Consider the following 20634-nt stretch of genomic DNA (forward strand, 5'->3'; position numbering starts at 1 on the left):
TCAGAATTTTTCTACCTGTAGTTTTTTGTGCTTGCGCAAGTAGCTGTTGATAATCTGCTGAATATCTCTGTTATCGGGGTATGTATTAATAACATCTTTCAGATCGGAAAGTTGAGAAAACTGTGTGGTTTCATCAAAAAAACCAAAGCCAAGATAAGTGCCGTTCTCCACCCAAACAACAGACTTTTCCTCAGGATTTCTTCCTTCTCCCAGTATGGCCATATTGGGAGAATCGTATTTTAATATTTTCAGTAGTTCTTCTATCCTTAAATTGTAGCTATACGCAAATTCCTGCCCGATGCAGGCGCCATGGCATTCATGTACCTGATAATTGAAACAGGCACCCTGGGTTTCATACATCCCGCACAATTTCTGGCATAACTGGTATTTTTTGATCCAACGGTTCAGCCTGTTTTTTCCTTCCTCAAGCGATGAGAATGTCGTTAATGGTTCTTTTTTAATTTTCTGATCTGTTTTTTCGATCCTCAGGTTCAGATAGCCATTTGTATCTTCAAAGAGAAAAAGTCCGTAACTCATTAATGTCCTGCGCTGGGCTCTGTTGTACAACGGTTTGCTCTGTTTTATTTCGTGCGATTCCTTAAGCAGTGCAATCAGTTCGCTGCCGGTAAGTTCAAAATCAATATTGGCTATTTCTGATGCCATCTTTCCTGATTTGGCTGTATTCCCGTTATTCAGATGTGTTAACACTCTGCCGCGAATATTTTTGCTTTTTCCGATATAAATCAGATCGTTATTCTGATTATACAAATAATATACGCCGCATGCTTCAGGAAGGTTTTTAACCAGTTCAAAGTTTAAAGAAGGATTCAGAATTTTGGGATCTATCAAATCGCTTTCGGATTTGGGTAATATCCCATTGTTCTGCTGAACCAAAATACTGAAAAGGAGAGCTGTTGCATACGCATCACCACCGGCCCGGTGCCTTCCGTTGATGGCTATGTTCAGATCTGAACATAAATTTCCGAGGCTGTATGATGTGTGTCCGGGAAGTAACTTGCGGGACAGTTTTACGGTGCAGAGTGTGTCTTTCTGGTAATGAAATCCCAGCTGGGCAAATTCATTCTTTACAAAACGGTAGTCAAATGCCACGTTGTGAGCCACAAAGATGCAGTCTTTCGTAAATTCCACGATATCCTTCGCAACCTCATAAAAGCATGGTGCATCAGCTACCATTTCGTTTGAAATACCGGTGAGTTGTGTGATATAATATGGAATATTCCGCTCAGGATTTACAAGCGTTGAATATTCATCCACAACAGCTTTTCCGTTATGTTTGTAAATGGCTATTTCTGTTATCTTGTCCTTTTGCGCGCTTCCACCTGTGGTCTCTATATCTACAATGGCATACATCGGGTCAAAAATAGTAAAAGATTAATCGAAACAGATATTAGTGAAATCAGAATTCAACACTTTCCAACATTCTTTGTTCTATTATCAAGACTTGCAATTCGGTACAAATCAATATAGTCAGATTTTTATATATTTGTGCCTCATACATTAATTCAAGAAAAAAATTAGAAATGGAGAAAATTAAAGTTGCCAATCCCGTTGTTGAGCTTGACGGAGATGAAATGACCCGCGTTATCTGGAAATTTATCAAGGAAAAACTCATTTTACCTTATCTTGATCTTGATATTGAATATTACGATCTAAGCGTTCAGAAACGAGACGAAACAGATGATCAGATAACTGTTGATGCAGCCGAAGCCATAAAAAAATATCATGTTGGTATTAAGTGTGCTACCATTACTCCCGATGAAAAGCGTGTGGAGGAATTCGGATTGAAACACATGTGGCGTTCTCCAAACGGAACAATCCGTAATATTTTAGGTGGAACTGTTTTTCGTGAACCAATCATGATTAAAAATGTACCGCGTTTGGTCCCGGGGTGGAAGAAACCAATATGTATTGGTCGTCATGCTTTCGGTGATCAGTATCGTGCAACCGACTTTGTAACCAAGGGAAAAGGAACACTAACGATAACGTTTGAAAGTGAAAACGGAGAAAAGCAGGAACATAAAGTTTATGATTTTGAAGGTGATGGCATTGCAATGGCCATGTATAACACCGATGAATCGATCCGTGGTTTTGCACACAGTTGTTTTCAGCAGGCTATCAATAAAAAATGGCCTTTATACCTGAGCACAAAAAATACCATCCTGAAAAAATACGATGGTCGTTTCAAGGATATTTTTGAAGAAATTTACCAGAACGATTATAAAGCCGAAATGGATGCAATAGGCATCACCTATGAACATCGTCTGATTGACGATATGGTGGCTGCTGCGTTGAAGTGGGATGGTGGTTTTGTATGGGCCTGTAAAAATTACGATGGCGATGTGCAGAGCGATACGCTGGCCCAGGGTTTTGGTTCTTTAGGCTTGATGACATCAGTTCTGGTAACCCCGGATGGAAAAACAATGGAAGCTGAAGCTGCACATGGTACAGTAACCCGACATTTCAGAATGCATCAGAAAGGAAAACCAACATCAACAAACCCGATTGCATCAATTTTTGCATGGACCCGTGGTTTGGCATTTCGTGGAAAACTGGACGAAAATCAGGCGCTGATTGATTTTGCAAATGCACTGGAAGATGTTTGTGTGGAAACCGTTGAAAGCGGCCACATGACGAAGGATCTTGCATTGTGTATTTATGGTTCAGACTTAAATGAAAGTCATTATTTAAATACAGAGGACTTTTTGGAAGCATTGGATCAAAACCTGCAGAAAAAATTGAATAAATAGTTAAATGTAAATTGATAGTGAAGGGCTGGACATTTTGTTCAGCCTTTTTTTTACATTTGTGTTGACCCGGAATGAAAAGTATTACTGTCCATATATTCGTTTTTCTTGCGTTTACCATAATGGTTAATGCACAGGATATGGATTCCGTAAAGGTTAAACGTAATAACTATATTGCTGTGAACCTTTTAAATTCACATCTTTGGGCTCACTATCCCGAACTTGAAAGGATTGCCGGTTTTCATCATGTGCTGGAAGTCAGATATTTTTATAAAACCAATGGGGACAGATACTGGCACTGGGCTTACGATTATCCTAAAATTGGAGTAGGGTTAAATGCAGGGCAGTTTACATCGCCTGAAATTGGTAAAACACTCGCAGGTTACTTTTTCGGTACTTTCCCGATATATCAATTTAAGAATTTTAAAATAGAATGGGATGTATCTACCGGCTTGGGTTGGGTGGAGAATATTTACGATCCGGTTACCAATCCGAATAATATTGGTGTGAGCACGCACCTGAATGCATACCTTGATTTTAACCTGAATACTTCTTTTAAGATTAGTGGAAGATTTAACGGGTATGTTGGTGCCGGTATTTCTCATTTTTCAAACGGAGCCGGGAAAAAGCCGAATATGGGACTGAATATGTTGGGCGTCAGAACCGGTGTGACTTACAGACTTGAGGCAGAAGAGGTTCAACTGAAGGAAAGAGCTGATTATCCGGAAATTAATAAAAAGTGGGGACTGGATGTCCGCTATGGTGCAGGCAGTTTGGGGATTAGTGATCATGATGAAACATATCTCGCTCAGAATCTTCAGATCCTGGTTGCAAAAAGGTTTACAAAACGTCACCGGCTGGGAATTGCATTTGACCTGATTAAAGACAACTCCCTGAAATGGAAACAATATTTGCTGGATGGTCAACATTCAGATCTTTTGGGACCTCTTGCCAGAACACTGGAAGGTGAAAAAATTTCGCTGTATCAGGGTGGAATACTTGTGAGCAGTGAATTTATTTTACGACACTTATCTCTGGTTACCCAGTTTGGCTACATGGCTTTTTTAACGTATGATTCCTTACCTGTTTACGAACGGTTTGGAGTGCGATATAGATTGATTAAAGGAATGTTTATTGATATGTCGTTACGTGCGCAGGGCAACAAAGCCAAGGAAATTACCTGGGGAATTGGTTATTCCATAAACCGCGGGCTTGATTAGTTTTACCTGCCACAGATATTCTTAAAATCGCAATATTCACAGTTTTTCAGATCATCAGTTTGGGCGAATGATAATTCCGGGTCAAAAATCCGTTCGATTGTTGCTTTAAGCCCAGCTTCATACTGATCTTTTACGTCTGAGTCATAACTTATAACATCTCCGTTTGAAGTGAATATTTGTGGCGATAATGCTGATTTTCCAAACAACTTACGGATTGGTATGATGCCAGGATGTATTTCTGATGTATTTCCGTTTTCTGTGCTGTAAAGCATGGCATAAAACAGCGTCTGAAAAATTGCTTTCTGATCCGGGTTCAGGGCTTTTTCACGGTCAAACAGTGCGTCTAAATCCTTTAAAATAATCTGGTTTTTTGTGTTGACATTAATGGTTCCCGATTTGTAATCAATGATACGGCTAATGCCATCTTTTTCATCCACCCTGTCAATCTTCCCAAATAAGTTCACCCTGCTGCCATCTGTAAGAACCAGGCTGTGTTGTACCTGCTTTTCTCCTTCAATATATTTGAAAGGGCAGCTGTTCATATCGTATTCCAGCAGTTTTGTGGTGTACTTTATCAGTACTTTCACATAAATCAGTAGCTTTCCTTTTATTCTGGAGGTATCTGTAATTGATTCGTTCTTAAAGAAATTTCGGGCAAAACAAAGTTTTACAGTGGCTTCAATTTGTGATTTGTTTTTCAGGATATCAGCGATATCGGTTCTGTTTATCATCTTTCCTGAAAAAGGCTGGTAAAGCGTTTCCATGATATCATGAAATACGTTCCCAAAAATTCTTGCATCAATATCATCCTGAATATCGTCCTGTTCCCTGATGCGTTCAACATACGCAAGGTAGAATTTTAAACCACAATCCAGAAACGCATTCAGACTACTGGCCGATAATGCTGAACTACCGGATTTAAACCGTTCCAGCGCCTGTAGAACTTCTTCGTTTTTTTGAATGGTTATGGTTCTCATCGTACTGAGAGATACTTCGTAATTTACGGTTCGCTCAGTAACCGGAATATCCATCAGGTATTTAAGCTGGTAAATATAGCGGCTTGGCTCACCGGTATTAACACCCTGCGATGAAGAGTCATATATAAGATGGACGTTCTTAGCCCTGTAAATCAACCGGTAAAAATAATAGGCATACATGGCATCCTGCTCCTCTACGGTTGGCAGCCCGAAACCTTTTCGCAGGTTAAAAGGAATAAATGAAGTGCCGTGAGAAGTAGAAGGAAGAAATCCCTCATTGGCTGACAGGATGATGAGATTTTCAAATTCAAGGTTACGGGTTTCAAGAATACCCATCAACTGAAGTCCTTTTAATGGTTCTCCTTCAAAAGGCAGGGTTATGTTATCTGCAATACGTTTCACCAGTTTAAAGATAAGATCCCTTCCCGGCAGAACGGTTTCGGCTGAACCAAAAAGGTCGCCGGCCCGGATCAAACGGGTATATAATGCAAATAACATTTCTTTTTCAGTATCAATAACTGGTTCTGTTTCCTCGTCCTTCTGATCAGAATTCAGCCTTAACAGGATCATTTCAAATATCCGTATCAGGTAGTTGATCACTTCCTTCCCGTTTTCAACAGGTGTGAAAATGAGTTTTAAAACCGGATCATCTTTAAAAAATGTGGAAGGTACATAGTACAGGTTTTGATCCTTCATCACATTCCTTAGTTCGCTGATATGAGGTGCAACGCGCTGCAGAATATTGTTGGAGAGCAATTGCAGTACAAGTTTGAAATAATAGTTGGGCATCCCTTTCTGGTACCTTACGCGTTGTTGCAGGTTGGTAATCTGACCGAGTAATGCAGAAACCTGGCTGTTCTTCACTGGGTAACCCATGGTAATATTAAGATCCTGAACGTTAGACGGGACTTTATTCAGCATAGTTTGCAACAGGCTTTCATCTGCCATAACCACAGCAGTGTTCAGGCCCGGTATATCGTTTTGTTGTTCCAGTATTTTACCTGCAACGGTTGCCTGTGCCGAGGAGGACGAAACGGCAATAACCTCAATGTTCAGGCCCGGATTTTGTTTGGCGGGTTCATCGAATACACCCGGGAAACGCTTCAGTTGTTTTTTTAGAAAGAATCCGGCACGGGTAGTATCCGAAGTGATCATTTCGCGCGTGTAATCCCAGAAAAACCTTGCTTTCCCTGTTTTCTGTAAGACAGTAAAAATCTGATCTTCAGCTTTGGTTAATGCGTTAAAACCTACAAATCCCACAGATTTAAACGGCAGTTTTTCCGGTTCAACCGCGAAGATATTTTCAACGGCATCGCGGTAAAGCATTCCTTTGGTGCCCAGATTCTGGCTTTTTAGGTTCATTCTGAATGCCTGATATACCGGGTAGAGTTTTTCCCAGGTTTGTAAAAATTCTTTGGTTCCCGGTTTTTTCGATCTGAAAAGTTCTTCCCAGAAATGCCTGATGCGTTCTTCTTCCTCTGTAGCCTGATCCATAAAATACTGGTCAATTTCTTTCAGGTTCAGGAGATTGGTGTAAAGCTGTTTGGCGTCAACCAGGTATTTGTCAAGGTCATCAAAATCGTTGATCAGCATTTCTCCCCAGAAGTAGAAGTCATCAAATGTATCTTCGCTTCCGGTTGCCTGCTGGTGTATCTTGTAAAGGTTAAACAATGCACCCAGCTGATCTATCTCCTCAAGACCGGTAAATTCGGCGATAAATTCATCAATGGAAAAAGATGGAGGAACGAAAACCGGATCGTCTGTTAACTGTGAAAGCCATGTTTTAAAGAAGAGACTGGTTCGCTTATTGGGGAATACCAGCCAGTAGCTATGCAGTTCTTTTTTATGATGTTCGATTAAATGCCGGGCAACCTGTTGCAGAAATAATTCCATGTTACTTTTCAAAAAACTGTTTGTAATGTTCGTAACGCTCCATGATGCTTTTTACATAGTTGAAAGTCTCTATGCCCCTGCAGTAACCATGTTCAACCACCGGATCGGTGTAATATTTTTTTTCACTTTTCAGAATAATCATTTCGCTTACATTGTCGTCCCATTTATTGGGGTCTTTGCCATATTTGGCCGCCAGCTTTCGCGCGTCACCAACATGACCCGGACCAACATTATAGGATGCCAGTGTAAATTTAATATGATCCATACTGTCTATATCATTATCGAAAATAGTATAGAGCCATTTCAGGTGTTGTACGCCGGCTTCTATATTCTGATCCGGTTCCCAAAGGTCATAATCTCCATACATGCCTGCCGTTTCAGGCATAATTTGCATGAGTCCTACAGCACCCATCCAGGATTCAGCCCAGGGGTCAAACCTGGATTCCTGGTAAACCTGTGCTGCCAGAAGGCGCCAGTCCCAGTGCAGTTCTTTGGCCGCTTTCTTAAATAAATCGTCGTATGGAGAAATGGATGTTCCGGAATGGGAGAAAAAGTCGCTGGATGCCATTTGTTTATAACGTGACCTGTTCTTGTAGTACTTATTATACAGAATGTTATAATAACTTGTATTTTTTATGGATTCAAGCCAGGAATTCAATTCAGCAATCAACTTTGGCGATGATTTTCGCGTAGCCCATGCAAGTCGTTGTGGAAAACTTATTTTTAATCGTGTATCAAGGTTGTCGTAGCCCGAATTGGCAAGATCTGCAATTGTTTTATCTGCTACCGTGTAAGGTATTTCTCCGTCTGCAACTTTTGAAATCAGTTCTTCGGTGGTAAAGTCCTGATTCACCACGTGAATATTTATGGTATCACCCAGTTCGCTCATCAGGTTCACCAACCTTGAGTAATAAGGTGATCCGCGTTTTACATATACGTCTTTTCCAATTAAATCCACAACATTTGTCACAAGTTGTTTATCTATATTATCCCTGGTCATATTACGCCAGTTATCCGGTAGGCGCTGTACCAAAACCTGTTCTGTATATTGAAGCGGTACGGTAAATGCAGCTTCCTTTTTCCTGGAATTGGTAACAGTCAGAGCATAAGCAACCAGGTCAACTTCATTATTGTTTAGATAACTGAATATGCTGTCCATATCACGGATTACAACCATGCGAAGGTTAACACCAAGGTGTTCAGTAAATTTTTTTAGCAATTCGTATTCGTAGCCCATTGCCTGACCTTTGTATATAAAATAGGAAGTGCTGCTAAATGCGGTAAGAGCTACTAAAGTATCTCTTTTTAGTATCTGGGGAAGATCAATAGTGTCATTAATGTTCTTTCGGGCTTTATGTTTTGATGTGTGATCATGACAACCTGAAATTGTCACAAGAATAGCCAGAAGCAATATGTATGATAGCTTTCTCAAACAAATTAGTTAGCGTTTTCAATCATTTCCTGTTCCATCAGTGGAAGTCCTGAGAACCTGAAGTATACCTGTGCTGTTGCAAAAACATCTTTTTCACAATAGCTGACAATGCGCTGAAGATTATCATCTGAATAGTACACTTCAGCAACCATACTGCCATCAATATCATCTTTTGGTGTAGGAATCCCAAGCACGGTTGTAAGCAGATTCAATGATGTATAGTGTTTAAAATCACCAAACTTCCATAGTTCGAGCGTATCTATAAACTGGACTTCCCATGGCTTTTTCCCTGCTATATTCAGTACATCCGGTAAAGATATCCCGTTTATAATCATTCGTCTGCAAATGTATGGCACATCGAATTCTTTAATATTGTGTCCACAAAGCTGTTTCTCAGGAGAACTCCATTTATTAAGCATTCCTGCAAAATCATTTAACAATACCTTTTCGTCATCACCGGCAAAGGATTTCAGCCTAAACCGTTTTGTTCCACCGGATTCGGTCATAATTCCTACGGAAATGCAAATTATTTTACCAAATTCTGAAAATATACCACCTTCCAGACTGAATGCTTTAGCTGCATCAACCGATTCATCATATCTGTCCGGATTTCTGGATTTGAACTGTTCAAATTTTAATGACCATAATTTTGCATGACTTTCGGGTAAATCACTGAGTTTTTGAGCAAGTGGAACAGTTTCTATGTCAAGAAAAAGGATATGTTCAGGTTTTATTTTCAAAGCCATACTGGTTAATGTTGGATTAAAAATACTAAAAAATGGTGAATTCAAAAACAGTCAGAACGGATAAACCGTATAAATACTACTTTGCCTGTAACCTTAAATGTCAGTTTTTAAGTGAAATATATTTTGAAGGCATGTGCTGATAGTTATCTTCATCGGGAAACTTATTTATTCTGTTCAGTTCCCTGTCAGTAAATGATGCCATTTTAAAAGGAAAATCCGGGCCAACCCAGGCACTTGTGTTGCATAAGATTACATACGATATTCCATCAGGTCTTCTTTTTAAAACACAGGATGTTCCGGCAAAACTTCCTGTTCTAAGCCAGTACCCATGCCTGTTTGTAGTTCTCCATCCAAGAGGAGAATAGCCAATGGCTTTTGGTGTTGCCATGGTTTCAAGGCTTTTTTCCGATAATATATCTGCAGGAAATCCGAAACCATCAATTGCCAGTAAAAGTTTCATTAAATCGGTTGATGATGCTATCCAGCCTCCGGCGGCCTCCAGTGCCTTTAAGTTATTTCCTCCGTTACTTTTGGAAACAAGCTCTCCTGATCCGTCGCAGTCCTGAATTTTTATAGCACCCGGCTGTTCGTAATAATTAACTTCAAGATTTTCTTTTGTGTCCCTGTAGTTACCAGCAAGTTTCATGTCAAAAATTCCAAGTGGATAAAGTATTTTAGCTTTGACATATAATTCATAGTCCACACCTGATGCTGCCTCAATTACCTTTCCTAATATGACAAATCCCAGATTCGAATAGTAAGATGCCTCACCGGGTCTGAAATGTAGACGCTTTTTAAGCATAATGGCAATGATGTCCTCACTTGATAGAGGTTCTTTATAGCCATTTCTTTTTGCAAGGCTATGTTGTTCAAATAAAGGATCACCATAACGTGTCGTCCATCCACCACTGTGTTCCAGTAAATGCCGAACTGTAATTTCCTCTACCTTTTTATCTCTGTATTTGTCATATGGTGCCATATTCAGGATTCCTTGCGGACCAAAAACTTTATCTTCCAGTGTAATCTCACCATCTTCAACAAGTTTCATAATTGCCGTAGCGGTGATGAGCTTGGATACACTTGCAATCCTGAATAGGTTATAAGGTTCCACATTCTTATTATTGTCAACATCAGAAAGACCGAAGCCTTTAGCATAAATCAGTTTTCCGTCTTTGGCAACAGCAACGGATGCTCCTTTAATGTTCCAGAATGAAAGAAAGCGGTTAAAGCGTGAATCAAAATGATCGAATGATTTAAAATCGGATTGGTAGTTGTAAAAGTGATCAGAGTGGGGCGGTTCAAATTTTTTTGGAATTTCGCTACCTATGGAATCATGGTTTGGTGCCACAAACAGCAGTTGCAGAATCATTAATAGCGCAAATATTTTAAAAAACCTCCTCATTGTGTTATAACCCCTCAAAAATAAAAAATTCAATTGCCTCTGAAAACAAAAATTAATAGAATGTTAATAAACTATGTGTTTTTATGAATCCATTGCGGCTCAATAATCTTAATTCCGTTTAACGGTTCTTTTGCAAGTTTTATTATAGCATCAGCAACCTGTGTGTCTTTCACAGGTTTGTATTTTAACATTCTCCCTTTCAGAACCGGCATTATTACTTTCATTACAAACGCAGCCATCGATTCTCCAAATCTGAATTCATCCCTTTTCCCTAATAATAATGATGGCCTTATAATTACTCTTGCTGGGATATTTACCGTTTGAACCACGTCTTCCATTTGTCCTTTTACCTTCAGATAAAAATTACCGGATGCAGCATTGGCACCATATGAGCTGATAACAATAATTTTTTCATAGTTTTCTGATTCAGCTAACCTGGCAAGTCTGGTGACATAGCCATAATCTACTTTACGAAATGCTTCTTTTGAACCGGCTTTTTTACGCGTAGTACCCAGACAAATGACCAGAATATCTGCTTTGGGAAGGTGGTGAATCGTATTAAAATCACTTACAATTTCCTTTACTTCCGGCATTGTCGTTATGCTTTGATAACGCACTAAAGTATTAATTTTATTGAAAAAACTATCAGCTGTAACTTTACGTAATAATGCTTTACCCACCAAACCTGTTGATCCGGCAATAACTACTGATTTATTCATCAAAGGTACCCTTAAGAAATTATCTAATATTAAATATCTGTTCTGTTGACAACAACACCTTAGTTAATCACGTATAGCTTAATATTAAATTATTATTAAATAAACAAATAAATTACAAATCAATTCCGGGTTTTAATTTCTGAAAGACCTGAAGAATGTTAGGTTTCAAAAAATTATTATACCACAATTCCACTAAATGTTCAAATTTAAGAATTTATCTGTAGATATATGTATGGCAAACTGAAAACCTGAATTATAAAAAGAACAGGGCTATATGTATGAAATATTCTGTTAAACATATTTCCGAGTTAGGTCAAGAACTGCCGCAAACTTGGTGCCCGGAAACACGGGAGTCAGTGGGACTGTACTTTTGTCAAAATATGTATCAAGATTTCCTGACTTGTTGAACCACATTTTCCAGTAACCATTTGAACTAATATGTTTTCTAATCTGGAGGGTAAGCAATCCCATCGTAAACCGTGGATTTATTTCAACACACGGATGCAGGAGAAGATGACCTGACTGTTCTATGATCATGGCATCAACTCCCAGAAAACCTTCGTAATTTTTGTAATATTTCCTGATTGCTGCTGCCATAATTTTAATTCCACCGTTTTCAATAAATAATTCCGTTATTTTATTGATTGTATTTCCAGGATGATTCCCTAAAAAGCAACCGCTAAACTGCCCGTTGCTGTTGGTATCGAAATAAACAGTCCCCAGATATTCTGGTTCTATATTATTTTTTAGCTTAAAATGAAATGAAAGATCGGCGATTTTGTTGTGGAGATTTTCTGCCATTACAAACTCCTGTTTTTCCAGAACACTGTTAATCCAGGCTATGTTAGAATGATTAAGATTATGTCTGCGTAGCATTTGCAATCCTCTTCCGGAACTACTGAAGGGAGCTTTTATTACCAGCTTCCCGTTTTCAGAGAGTAAGTATTGAACATCGCTTGTGCTAAAACACTGAGTGGCTTTTAGCAGAGCAAATTCCCCGACACCCCTGATGCTTTCATTACAGATCTGCTCAAGGACTTTAGCTGAGGTCATTCTGCTGTAATATGTCTTATATTGTTGGTCCCAGGTGTAAAATATTGATTGTTTAAAACTGTTCTTAAGCAAAGGAAAAACCGATTCAAGTGTTTTATAGACTACAGGGCTCCATCCCCAGGGGACAAGTTCGTCGAATTTTCTGCCGGAATCAATCAGTTCATTCATCGTCATAAATTCAGGCAGATCAGGTTTTATAGAACGGATTTTATCCAAAAAACTTTCTTTTGGATGTTGGTGAATCAGGACTACGTCACTTTTACCGGCAAAGTACAACATTATAGAAGCCATATCCCTTTCGAATGATTGCAATAATGCGGGTGGCTGGTAGCTGAAAATGCCATTTGCAACAGCCATTTCTGCTGTAGGATTAAAATAGTAAATGCCGGATCCCATAACTTTACTGGTACTTATGCCTTCTTTGAGTGCACTTCTCAGCGTATAACCTGAAAGAGTGAATTGGGATCAAAAGTAAAAAAAATGGGCAGAATTATTAAAATTTGCGAAACATAGCATGTGTTTTTGTGTTCAATATGAAAAAGGGCAGAATGTTTGGTAAAAGAAAAGTGGATAAATTAAGGATTTACTATTCCTCAAAGCAGTGGGATAAATTGTTTCGTCTGTCCGAAAAATTGAAACGCTCGTATAATTTTGAGACAAAGGCTGAAGCTTTGAGATATGGAGGATTGGGTAATTATAAACGTCGCCATTATGACAGGGCTATCAGTGATTTTAGAGCGTTGACAGAGTTGGTCAATTTTCGTTCAGACTGGTTTAATCTGACCATGGCTTATGTGCAGAACGGAGACATTGAAAACAGTGAAAAAGCATTTGCAAGGGTTTATGCCTCGCCTCCAATTCCCGGTTATATGCATCAGATTTCCATTCCTTTGATGTTGCAACTGTATGCTTCCGTTTTGGCCAAACAAAATGCATGGGAGGAAGCACTACTACGGATAACGGAAATAAAACAAATGTTTATTGCGGCGAATACCGATGATGAACAGAAACTGTTAAATGCTGGTCTCCCGCCGGTTAAATCATTTTTCCAACTTGCTTCATTAATTCTTAAAAATTACCCTGATAAGAAACCTGTCATTTGGTTCGGTGAAATAAAACGACTGAAGCCACTTTTTGAAGATATGCTATAATCCGCTATTTTTGAGAAAAAATTTGCATGGTTAAAACCGGAATTGTGACCAAAAATACGGGTAGCTGGTACCTGGTCCAGACAGAGACAGAAAGTCTTGAGTGCCGTATAAAAGGAAAATTCAGGCTTAAGGGCATCAGAAGTACAAATCCTGTGGCTGTAGGAGACAGGGTAGATGTTGATCCTGAAAATAACACAATTATTGCCATTCACGACCGTAAGAACTACCTTGTTAGAAAAGCTACCAATCTTTCAAAACAGACGCATATTATTGCTGCAAATATCGATCAGGCGGTATTGGTTGCAACGGTCAGTCATCCGGTAACTACAACTGTTTTTATCGACAGGTTCTTATCCACTGCTGAAGCGTATGATATACCCGCTAAACTGATTTTCAATAAAACGGATTTATATAACGACAAAGAAACAGATACACTGGCAGAATGGTTAGCCATATATTCTGAAATAGGATATGAATGCTTTTTTACTTCGGTTGTTAAAAACAGAAATATTGATAAAGTTGCGGCCTTACTTTCCTGTAAAGTATCACTTTTATCCGGTCATAGCGGAGTTGGAAAATCGTCATTAATTAATGCCATTGATCCTGATTTAAAACTGAAGACTCAGGAAATATCGGATGCGCATCATTCGGGGAAACATACCACGACTTTTTCTGAAATGCATGCCTTAAAGCTTGGCGGTTACATTATTGACACACCCGGTATTCGCGGTTTTGGAACGATTGATTTTGAGCGTAATGAAATATACCATTTCTTTCCAGAGATCTTTAAAGTAGCTGCAAAGTGTAAATATCATAACTGTATTCATGTTGAAGAACCCGGATGTGCGGTGAAAGAAGCGGTGGAAGAAGGGGAGATTAGTTATTCCAGGTACGTGAGTTACCTGAATATACTTGAGGATCCGGATGACAATAAATACAGGGTTTAACCGTTGAAAATTATTAAACACTTCTGAAATGAAGACGATATATGATACCAAAACCCGCTTGAAATTATTCCTGATGGTTTTTGCAGGCCTTATTGTGGTAGCTTCCATGATCTTCTCCAATCTACTTGCCAAAAGGTTATCCATTGAAGAACGAAAAAAAATGGAGCTTACTGCTGAAGCTTATAAGATGCTTTCAGAAACGGATGAAACGGTTAATTTAAGCCTTATCCTAACCGTTTTACAGAATAATACCACTATTCCATTGATCATTATTTATCACGATACCATCTCTACATTTGCTAATATCAGAATTCCGGAAAATGTAAATCAGGAAGTCTTTCTGAAGAAAAAGGCAGTGCAGTTTGCTGAAAAGAAGGAGCCTATTCAATTGGAGACCCAGACTGAAACCGGTCTTTTTGAGTTGACACTATATTATAACGATTCAATTTTATTGAAGCAGTTGCAATACTATCCTTATGTACAGTTAGGCCTTATTGCATTCTTTTTTGTGATGGCCTACCTGGCATTTTCGTTTTCAAAAAAAGCTGAGGAGAACCAGGTGTGGGTAGGACTCTCAAAAGAAACAGCGCATCAGTTGGGTACTCCTTTATCTTCGCTTATGGCCTGGACCGAATTAATGAAAACAGGAAGCTTTAACCCGGAGATGATTCCGGAGATGGAGAAGGACCTGAACCGGTTGAATATGGTGACAGAACGGTTTTCTAAAATCGGATCAATGCCTTCGCTTGAACAGCATAACTATACCATCCTGCTATTGGATGCTCTGGCCTATATGAGAAGCCGTACATCGAAAAAAATTAATATAATAAGTGAAATTGACCAGAGTGCATTTATACCGGTAGAAGTGAACCGACCGTTGTTTGAATGGGTCATTGAGAATATCATTAAAAATGCTATTGATGCCACAACAGGTGTGGGTGAAATTTCCATTGTAATGAAGCAAAAAGAAGATATGGTTATAACCGATTTTACGGATAACGGTAAAGGAATTCCCAAAAAGAGATTCAAAACCATATTTAATCCGGGCTTTACAACTAAAAAAAGAGGATGGGGGCTTGGATTATCACTGACTAAGCGTATTGTGGAAAATTATCACCATGGAAAAATCTTCGTAAAATGGTCGGAACTGGATAAGGGAACAACGATACGCGTGATATTGCCAATACTTAAATCCTGATGCTGAGCGGTAAATTTCAACTATTTAAGCAAAAAAGAAACTATTTTTTTATTTGTTGATGTTATTTTTATAATTTTGCAGGGTTTTTAAACAGGGGACTTGAAGAGGCTGGAAGAATATATTATCCCTCTAAAGGGTTTGGAAAGCGGAAAACAGGAGTTGATGTTCCATGTTGAGAAGACGTTCATTGAGTGTTTTGATGATGACGAAATTTCGGATTCAGATGTTGATGTAATACTGTTGATTACAAAAACAACACGGACATTTGAGTTGCACTTTAAATTAAAAGGAACAGTTCATGTACCGTGTGACCGGTGTCTGGATGAAATGGATTTAAAAATTAAGGGAGAATTTAATCTTTACCTGAAATACGGAGAGGAATTCAGTGAAATTGACGATGAAGTAATAATCATACCAAGGGAAGAAGGATTTTTTGATCTTTCATCGTATGTGTATGAATTTGTTAAACTGAGCATTCCGATTTCCAAATTTCATAAAAAAGGAGAATGTAATCCCGAAATGTTATCACGGATCATTAAAACGAAAAAAGAAAAAAAACAGGAAATTGATCCTCGTTGGGAAGCTTTAAAAAAATTAGGTAATAACAATTAAATAAATTTGGAAAAATGGCACATCCAAAACACAAAACATCGAAGACAAGAAGGGATAAAAGAAGAACGCATTACAAAGCTGAGATGCCAACTTTAGCAGTATGCCCTAATTGTGGCGCATCACATGTTTATCACACTGTGTGTGGTGAATGTGGTTACTACAGAGGTAGACTGGCTGTTGAGAAAGCAGTTGATATGTAGTATTAAGGCTATATAGCATATGCCCTAACTCCGTTTAGGGCTTTTTTTATTTCATGGCAAACACTTTTATTTCAAGATGAGTAATTTAAAAGCAATTATCACAGGCATCGAAACCTATCTGCCCGAATACCGTCTGACAAATGATGAGATAAGTCAAATGGTTGATACCACTGATGAATGGATTATGACCAGGGTAGGTATTAAGGAAAGACGAATTCTTAAAGATAAAGATAAAGGATCTGCCTTTATGGGGGCCGAGGCCATAAAAAAGCTTTTAAAGAAAACGAATACAAAACCTGAAGAAATAGAACTGGTTGTTTGTGCAACTACAACGCCGGATCACCCGTTCCCGTCTACAGCATCCACAATTCTCGATTTGGCAGGATTAACAAATGCTTACGGTTTTGATATCATGGCAGCATGTTCCGGATTTTTGTTTGGACTGGATACTGCAACACAGTATATCGTATCAGGTAAGCATAAAAAAGTTATCCTGGTAGGGTCCGATAAAATGTCGGCCATAACCAACTACAAGGACAGAACTACATGTCCGTTGTTTGGTGATGCAGCCGGGGCTGTTTTAATGGAACCTTCAACTGAAGAAGGAATTGGTATACTGGATACGGATTTACATGTAGATGGAAGCGGATTGAAGCATCTGCAAATGAAAGCAGGTGGTTCGGTACGTCCGGCATCACACGAAACGGTGGATAATGATGAGCATTACGTTTACCAGGAAGGACGGCATGTATTTAAGCATGCGGTTTCGAATATGGCTGAAGTTTCTGTAAACATGATGAAAAAACACAATATCAAATCAGAAGAACTGACATGGCTTGTGCCTCATCAGGCAAATATGCGCATTATAGAAGCTACTGCCTACCATATGGGAATTAATAAGGATCAGGTAATGATTAATATTGAAAAGTATGGTAACACTACTTCTGCCACATTGCCATTATGTTTGTGGGAATGGGAAAAGCAGCTCAAAAAGGGTGATAAAATAATCCTGGCAACGTTTGGTGCAGGTTTTACCTGGGGCGCTGGTTACCTGGTGTGGGCTTATGACGGTGATAAAGTGAAATAGTTGATGGTATAAAATATTACAGTAAAGGGCAGCCATTTGGTTGCCCTTTGTTTTTTCCGGATAAATACAACATTTTAGTGGTGTCCGATTTCTCCTTCTTTAAAAAGGTTCTCTCTTAATTCATTATCCCAACCATCCATGTTACGTCTTAACCATTCCAATGTCATACAGGCATGTTCCATTTCTTCTTCCATATTGTGCTTCAGGATATTTTTCAATGATTTATCCTTTTCCACATCATAGCGTTGATTATACCAGTCAACAGCTTCAATTTCTTCTTTTAAACTGTTTAATGCTCGGGTTAACGATCTTGCTTTTTCACTTAAAGATTCAGCGGGTTCGTGATAATCACTCATTTTTTAGCCTCCTTTTTTATTGGGTTTAATATAATTTTATAAATAAGAGCCATTGATTCTAATATTAGGTTCTTAAAAATAACAAATTAACCAGGTACTAAAAAGTATATATGTCAGTTTTAAATAACAGCAGCTTAATTTTTTAAAAATGTATGAAGAACATGTATTAAAACAGCCTCTTTGATAGGTTTTGAAAGATATTCATTACAACCTGCTTCAATACTCCTTTCCCTGTCACTTTCAAATGCATAAGCTGTCTGTGCAATTATGGGTATATTAATTTGTTTTTCACGAATTAATCTGGTTGCCGCCAGGCCATCCATTACGGGCATAAGAATATCCATAAGTACCAGCTTTATCGTTGGATCATTCAGTATTAATTTTATGGCTTCTTCACCACTTTCAGCACGGCTGACTTTCAGGTTATAGTTAGACAGAATCTCACAGAGATAACTGAACGAAATGAGGTCATCTTCGGCAATTAAAATGTGTTCTCCATCAAATGCAAGCGGTAGAGTAGTTTCTTTTTTTGAAGTTACCCTGGCTTTTACCACTTTATTGTTGGGAATGCTAAAACTGAATGTAGAGCCAATTCCGGGAACCGACGTAAGATACATACGGCCTCCTAATAGCTCTACATAAGCTTTTGCGATAGACAAACCAAGGCCGGTGCCACCATATATTTTTTCGGTTGATCCGGATGCCTGTCTGAAACGTTCAAAAATAATCTCATGATCCTTCTCCGATATACCAATACCTGTATCCTGTACATGAAATACAATTTCATTCCCTTTTTCTTCAAAACCAAATTCAACCTTACCTTTATGTGTGAATTTCAGGGCATTATTAATGAGGTTCAACAGTATTTGTCGTAGACGGACAACATCAGAATATACATAATGGTCTTTTTCCGGAATTTTAGCATCAAGTATGATTTGTCCTTCTTTTTGTTTTAATTTCATTTGTGGTTCAAATATGCCATATACTTCCTGAAGCAGTTCCGTCAGGTTTGTTTCACCAATTGTTGTTCTGATTTCTCCTGCGTCTATTTTGGAAATGTCAATTATGTCGTTGATCAGTTCCAGAAGATGGTCTCCGCTGGAAATAATGTATTCCGAATATTTTTGTATTTCTTCCTGATTCAGGTCTTTATCATGCAGAAAAGATGCAAAGCCAACGATGGCATTCATTGGGGTCCTGATTTCGTGGCTCATATTTGCGAGAAAAGCGGATTTTAAACGATCACTTTCTTCAGCTTTTTCCTTTGCCTTTAATAATTCCTTTTCTGAATTTTTGCGATCGGTGATATCCTGATGTGTCCCAAATACCCACTCAGGTTTCCCGTCTTTGGTTCTTGAAATAACCTGACCTCTATCCTGAATCCATATCCAGTTTCCGTTTTTATGTTTTACTCTGACTTCGACATTATAAAACTCATCTTCGCCACTGAAATGTCGGAGTAATATCTCCTCACTTTTAGCAACATCATCCGGATGAATAATTTTCTCCCATGTTTTTATTGAAACAGGTTCTAACTCTTTTAGCGTATATCCGATTATATTTGCCCAACGTTCATTGAATATTGTCTCTCCTGTCTGAACATTCCATTCCCAGGTGCCCGTATTCGTGCTTTTAATCAAGTGCAACAATCTTTCTTTCTGGCTGTTAATTTCCTCTTCTGCCTTTATTTTGTTCAGAGCAATTCCAACAATGTTTACGAAGGTCTTAACCTCTTCAGTATTTTCAAGATCCCTGTTTTTATCATAAAATAATATAAAGTCTCCTAAAACATTATTTTCGTGCCTGATTTGAACAGAATAGATATTAACAAGCCCCAACATTTTATTAACCGACTTATATAACATGGGAGGAATCTGACCGTCAACAAGTTCATCCATTGAAACTTTTTTCAGATTTTCACCACTTACAATTTCAGCCAGTTTGCCAGGGGTAATATTCCATTGCTTGTTTTGCAACGAATATCCAAATTTATTATATACCTTGTTTATTTGGTCTGTCAAGCCGCAGACTGCTTTATGCTCTATTTTTGTCTGATCATCAGAATATAAATTGAATATGGCATATTTAGCTCCTGATAGTTTAAGAAGGTTTTCTGTAATTTCTATGTAGTTGATTGTCCTGTTATTTGTGGATAGCATGTTGCGGGATAATTCTAATATGAGTGCGTCATTTTCAAGCTGTTGTTTATCTTTCGTGATATCGGTAAAGTAAGTTACAAAATATTCTTTTTTAGGAGAATACACGCTGACTCTGTACCACTTACTCAAAACAATGGAATACTGTTCAAATTCTTTTGATGTCTGATTAATCGCTATATCGCCATAGAAACTGATCCAGTCAAATTTATCGTTGCTGATGCCAGGAAGAACTTGTGTGACAGTTTTTCCTGTAATTTTTTTTGCTGACATACCAGTCAATTCTTCAAATTTTTTATTAACCTCAATAAACTGATAGTCAACAGGATTATTTATTTCGTCTAGAATTATTCTGTGTAGTGCATAACCAAAAGGAGCTTCGGTAAAATCAGATGCAAATATCTTCTCGTTCATCAGAAATTTAAATTTTATAGCACATTAATGACATTAGTACCAAACCATAACTCTCCTAACTTACACTAATATAAACACATATATATGAGTTAAAATTTAGTTAACGTTAAACATAAAAATAAATATGGATATTTCAAATTAACAGGTATTATTCAGCCTCAGTCTATATAGTACAATTGCCCGGTTATTGCATCCAAATTATTCAAATCATGTTTTTGTGTAAACGATGGTTGACGAACTGTAAAATGCTGTTTTAAAATTTTTTACAAATAGGATCCAGATAAACTTAAAGAAATAAAAGGAGTT

17 protein-coding genes are annotated in these 20634 nt (G+C 38.2%); 8 read left to right on the forward strand and 9 right to left on the reverse strand.

The annotated features are described in order from the left end of the window. A complete protein-coding gene (locus ACE1ET_RS04175; protein ID WP_375727106.1) occupies positions 1-1371 on the reverse strand; it encodes an exonuclease domain-containing protein in 1371 nt (456 codons plus the stop codon). A 170-nt stretch (positions 1372-1541) separates the two neighbouring features. On the opposite strand from ACE1ET_RS04175, the gene ACE1ET_RS04180 reads away from it, so the two are divergent. Together ACE1ET_RS04180 and ACE1ET_RS04185 are read left to right on the forward strand one after the other, a co-directional pair. Then, positions 1542-2768 (forward strand): isocitrate dehydrogenase (NADP(+)), encoded by a 1227-nt coding sequence (locus ACE1ET_RS04180; protein ID WP_375727107.1) that lies wholly within the window; start codon positions 1542-1544, stop codon positions 2766-2768. Between the two features lie 71 nt (positions 2769-2839). After that, a complete protein-coding gene (locus ACE1ET_RS04185) occupies positions 2840-3985 on the forward strand; it encodes an acyloxyacyl hydrolase (RefSeq protein WP_375727108.1) in 1146 nt (381 codons plus the stop codon). Between the two features lie 2 nt (positions 3986-3987). Here ACE1ET_RS04185 and ACE1ET_RS04190 read toward each other — a convergent pair whose 3' ends face one another. From ACE1ET_RS04190 to ACE1ET_RS04215, 6 genes are all read right to left on the reverse strand, one after another. Next, a complete protein-coding gene (locus ACE1ET_RS04190; protein ID WP_375727109.1) occupies positions 3988-6855 on the reverse strand; it encodes a PD-(D/E)XK nuclease family protein in 2868 nt (955 codons plus the stop codon). A gap of 1 nt (position 6856) precedes the next feature. Next, entirely contained in the window at positions 6857-8287 is a 1431-nt protein-coding gene (locus tag ACE1ET_RS04195; RefSeq protein ID WP_375727110.1) for an MltF family protein, read from the reverse strand. 5 nt (positions 8288-8292) lie between these two features. Further along, positions 8293-9033, reverse strand: coding sequence for a 3'-5' exonuclease (locus tag ACE1ET_RS04200; protein ID WP_375727111.1), 741 nt, complete (start codon positions 9031-9033; stop codon positions 8293-8295). A gap of 100 nt (positions 9034-9133) precedes the next feature. Continuing rightward, positions 9134-10402: a serine hydrolase domain-containing protein gene (locus ACE1ET_RS04205; protein ID WP_375727112.1), complete on the reverse strand. Its 1269-nt coding sequence runs from the start codon at positions 10400-10402 to the stop codon at positions 9134-9136. Between the two features lie 104 nt (positions 10403-10506). Further along, a complete protein-coding gene (locus ACE1ET_RS04210; RefSeq protein ID WP_375727113.1) occupies positions 10507-11154 on the reverse strand; it encodes a Rossmann-fold NAD(P)-binding domain-containing protein in 648 nt (215 codons plus the stop codon). Positions 11155-11445: 291 nt separating this feature from the next. Then, complete coding sequence (locus ACE1ET_RS04215; RefSeq protein WP_375727114.1) at positions 11446-12603, reverse strand: hypothetical protein; 1158 nt, start codon at positions 12601-12603, stop codon at positions 11446-11448. Positions 12604-12755: 152 nt separating this feature from the next. Here ACE1ET_RS04215 and ACE1ET_RS04220 point away from each other — a divergent pair, with 152 nt between their 5' ends. The 6 genes from ACE1ET_RS04220 to ACE1ET_RS04245 all read left to right on the forward strand — a co-directional run bounded on the left by ACE1ET_RS04220 (position 12756) and on the right by ACE1ET_RS04245 (position 17402). Continuing rightward, positions 12756-13358, forward strand: a complete 603-nt coding sequence (locus tag ACE1ET_RS04220) for a hypothetical protein (RefSeq protein WP_375727115.1) — start codon at positions 12756-12758, stop codon at positions 13356-13358. 44 nt (positions 13359-13402) lie between these two features. Beyond that, positions 13403-14305 (forward strand): ribosome small subunit-dependent GTPase A, encoded by a 903-nt coding sequence (gene rsgA, locus ACE1ET_RS04225; protein WP_375727116.1) that lies wholly within the window; start codon positions 13403-13405, stop codon positions 14303-14305. A gap of 28 nt (positions 14306-14333) precedes the next feature. Continuing rightward, positions 14334-15503 carry a sensor histidine kinase gene (locus ACE1ET_RS04230; protein WP_375727117.1) on the forward strand — a complete coding sequence of 390 codons (1170 nt, stop codon included), beginning with the start codon at positions 14334-14336 and terminating at the stop codon, positions 15501-15503. A 99-nt stretch (positions 15504-15602) separates the two neighbouring features. Continuing rightward, positions 15603-16115, forward strand: a complete 513-nt coding sequence (locus ACE1ET_RS04235) for a YceD family protein (protein WP_375727118.1) — start codon at positions 15603-15605, stop codon at positions 16113-16115. A gap of 14 nt (positions 16116-16129) precedes the next feature. After that, positions 16130-16315, forward strand: a complete 186-nt coding sequence (rpmF, locus tag ACE1ET_RS04240) for a 50S ribosomal protein L32 (protein WP_375727119.1) — start codon at positions 16130-16132, stop codon at positions 16313-16315. A 76-nt stretch (positions 16316-16391) separates the two neighbouring features. Beyond that, on the forward strand, positions 16392-17402 hold the full coding sequence (locus tag ACE1ET_RS04245) for a beta-ketoacyl-ACP synthase III (RefSeq protein WP_375727120.1): 1011 nt from the start codon (positions 16392-16394) through the stop codon (positions 17400-17402). A 74-nt stretch (positions 17403-17476) separates the two neighbouring features. Here the strand turns inward: ACE1ET_RS04245 and ACE1ET_RS04250 are convergent, their stop codons facing one another. Continuing rightward, a complete protein-coding gene (locus tag ACE1ET_RS04250; protein WP_375727121.1) occupies positions 17477-17758 on the reverse strand; it encodes an encapsulin-associated ferritin-like protein in 282 nt (93 codons plus the stop codon). Positions 17759-17892: 134 nt separating this feature from the next. Continuing rightward, on the reverse strand, positions 17893-20328 hold the full coding sequence (locus ACE1ET_RS04255) for an ATP-binding protein (RefSeq protein WP_375727122.1): 2436 nt from the start codon (positions 20326-20328) through the stop codon (positions 17893-17895). Between the last annotated feature and the right edge of the window lie 306 nt (positions 20329-20634).

Source organism: Quyinboa mangrovi, assembly GCF_042219825.1.
In the GTDB taxonomy this organism is placed as follows: Bacteria; Bacteroidota; Bacteroidia; order Bacteroidales; family UBA5342; genus JBHJHP01.

Coding starts and splice junctions, on each gene's coding strand:
- ACE1ET_RS04210 (WP_375727113.1), bottom strand. CDS start 11,154: ATGAATAAATCAGTAGTTATTGCCGGATCAACAGGTTTGGTGGGTAAA.
- ACE1ET_RS04245 (WP_375727120.1), top strand. CDS start 16,392: ATGAGTAATTTAAAAGCAATTATCACAGGCATCGAAACCTATCTGCCC.
- rpmF (WP_375727119.1), top strand. CDS start 16,130: ATGGCACATCCAAAACACAAAACATCGAAGACAAGAAGGGATAAAAGA.
- ACE1ET_RS04205 (WP_375727112.1), bottom strand. CDS start 10,402: ATGATTCTGCAACTGCTGTTTGTGGCACCAAACCATGATTCCATAGGT.
- ACE1ET_RS04190 (WP_375727109.1), bottom strand. CDS start 6,855: ATGGAATTATTTCTGCAACAGGTTGCCCGGCATTTAATCGAACATCAT.
- ACE1ET_RS04175 (WP_375727106.1), bottom strand. CDS start 1,371: ATGTATGCCATTGTAGATATAGAGACCACAGGTGGAAGCGCGCAAAAG.
- ACE1ET_RS04180 (WP_375727107.1), top strand. CDS start 1,542: ATGGAGAAAATTAAAGTTGCCAATCCCGTTGTTGAGCTTGACGGAGAT.
- ACE1ET_RS04185 (WP_375727108.1), top strand. CDS start 2,840: ATGAAAAGTATTACTGTCCATATATTCGTTTTTCTTGCGTTTACCATA.
- ACE1ET_RS04200 (WP_375727111.1), bottom strand. CDS start 9,033: ATGGCTTTGAAAATAAAACCTGAACATATCCTTTTTCTTGACATAGAA.
- ACE1ET_RS04250 (WP_375727121.1), bottom strand. CDS start 17,758: ATGAGTGATTATCACGAACCCGCTGAATCTTTAAGTGAAAAAGCAAGA.
- ACE1ET_RS04220 (WP_375727115.1), top strand. CDS start 12,756: ATGTTTGGTAAAAGAAAAGTGGATAAATTAAGGATTTACTATTCCTCA.
- ACE1ET_RS04255 (WP_375727122.1), bottom strand. CDS start 20,328: ATGAACGAGAAGATATTTGCATCTGATTTTACCGAAGCTCCTTTTGGT.
- ACE1ET_RS04230 (WP_375727117.1), top strand. CDS start 14,334: ATGAAGACGATATATGATACCAAAACCCGCTTGAAATTATTCCTGATG.
- ACE1ET_RS04215 (WP_375727114.1), bottom strand. CDS start 12,603: ATGGGATCCGGCATTTACTATTTTAATCCTACAGCAGAAATGGCTGTT.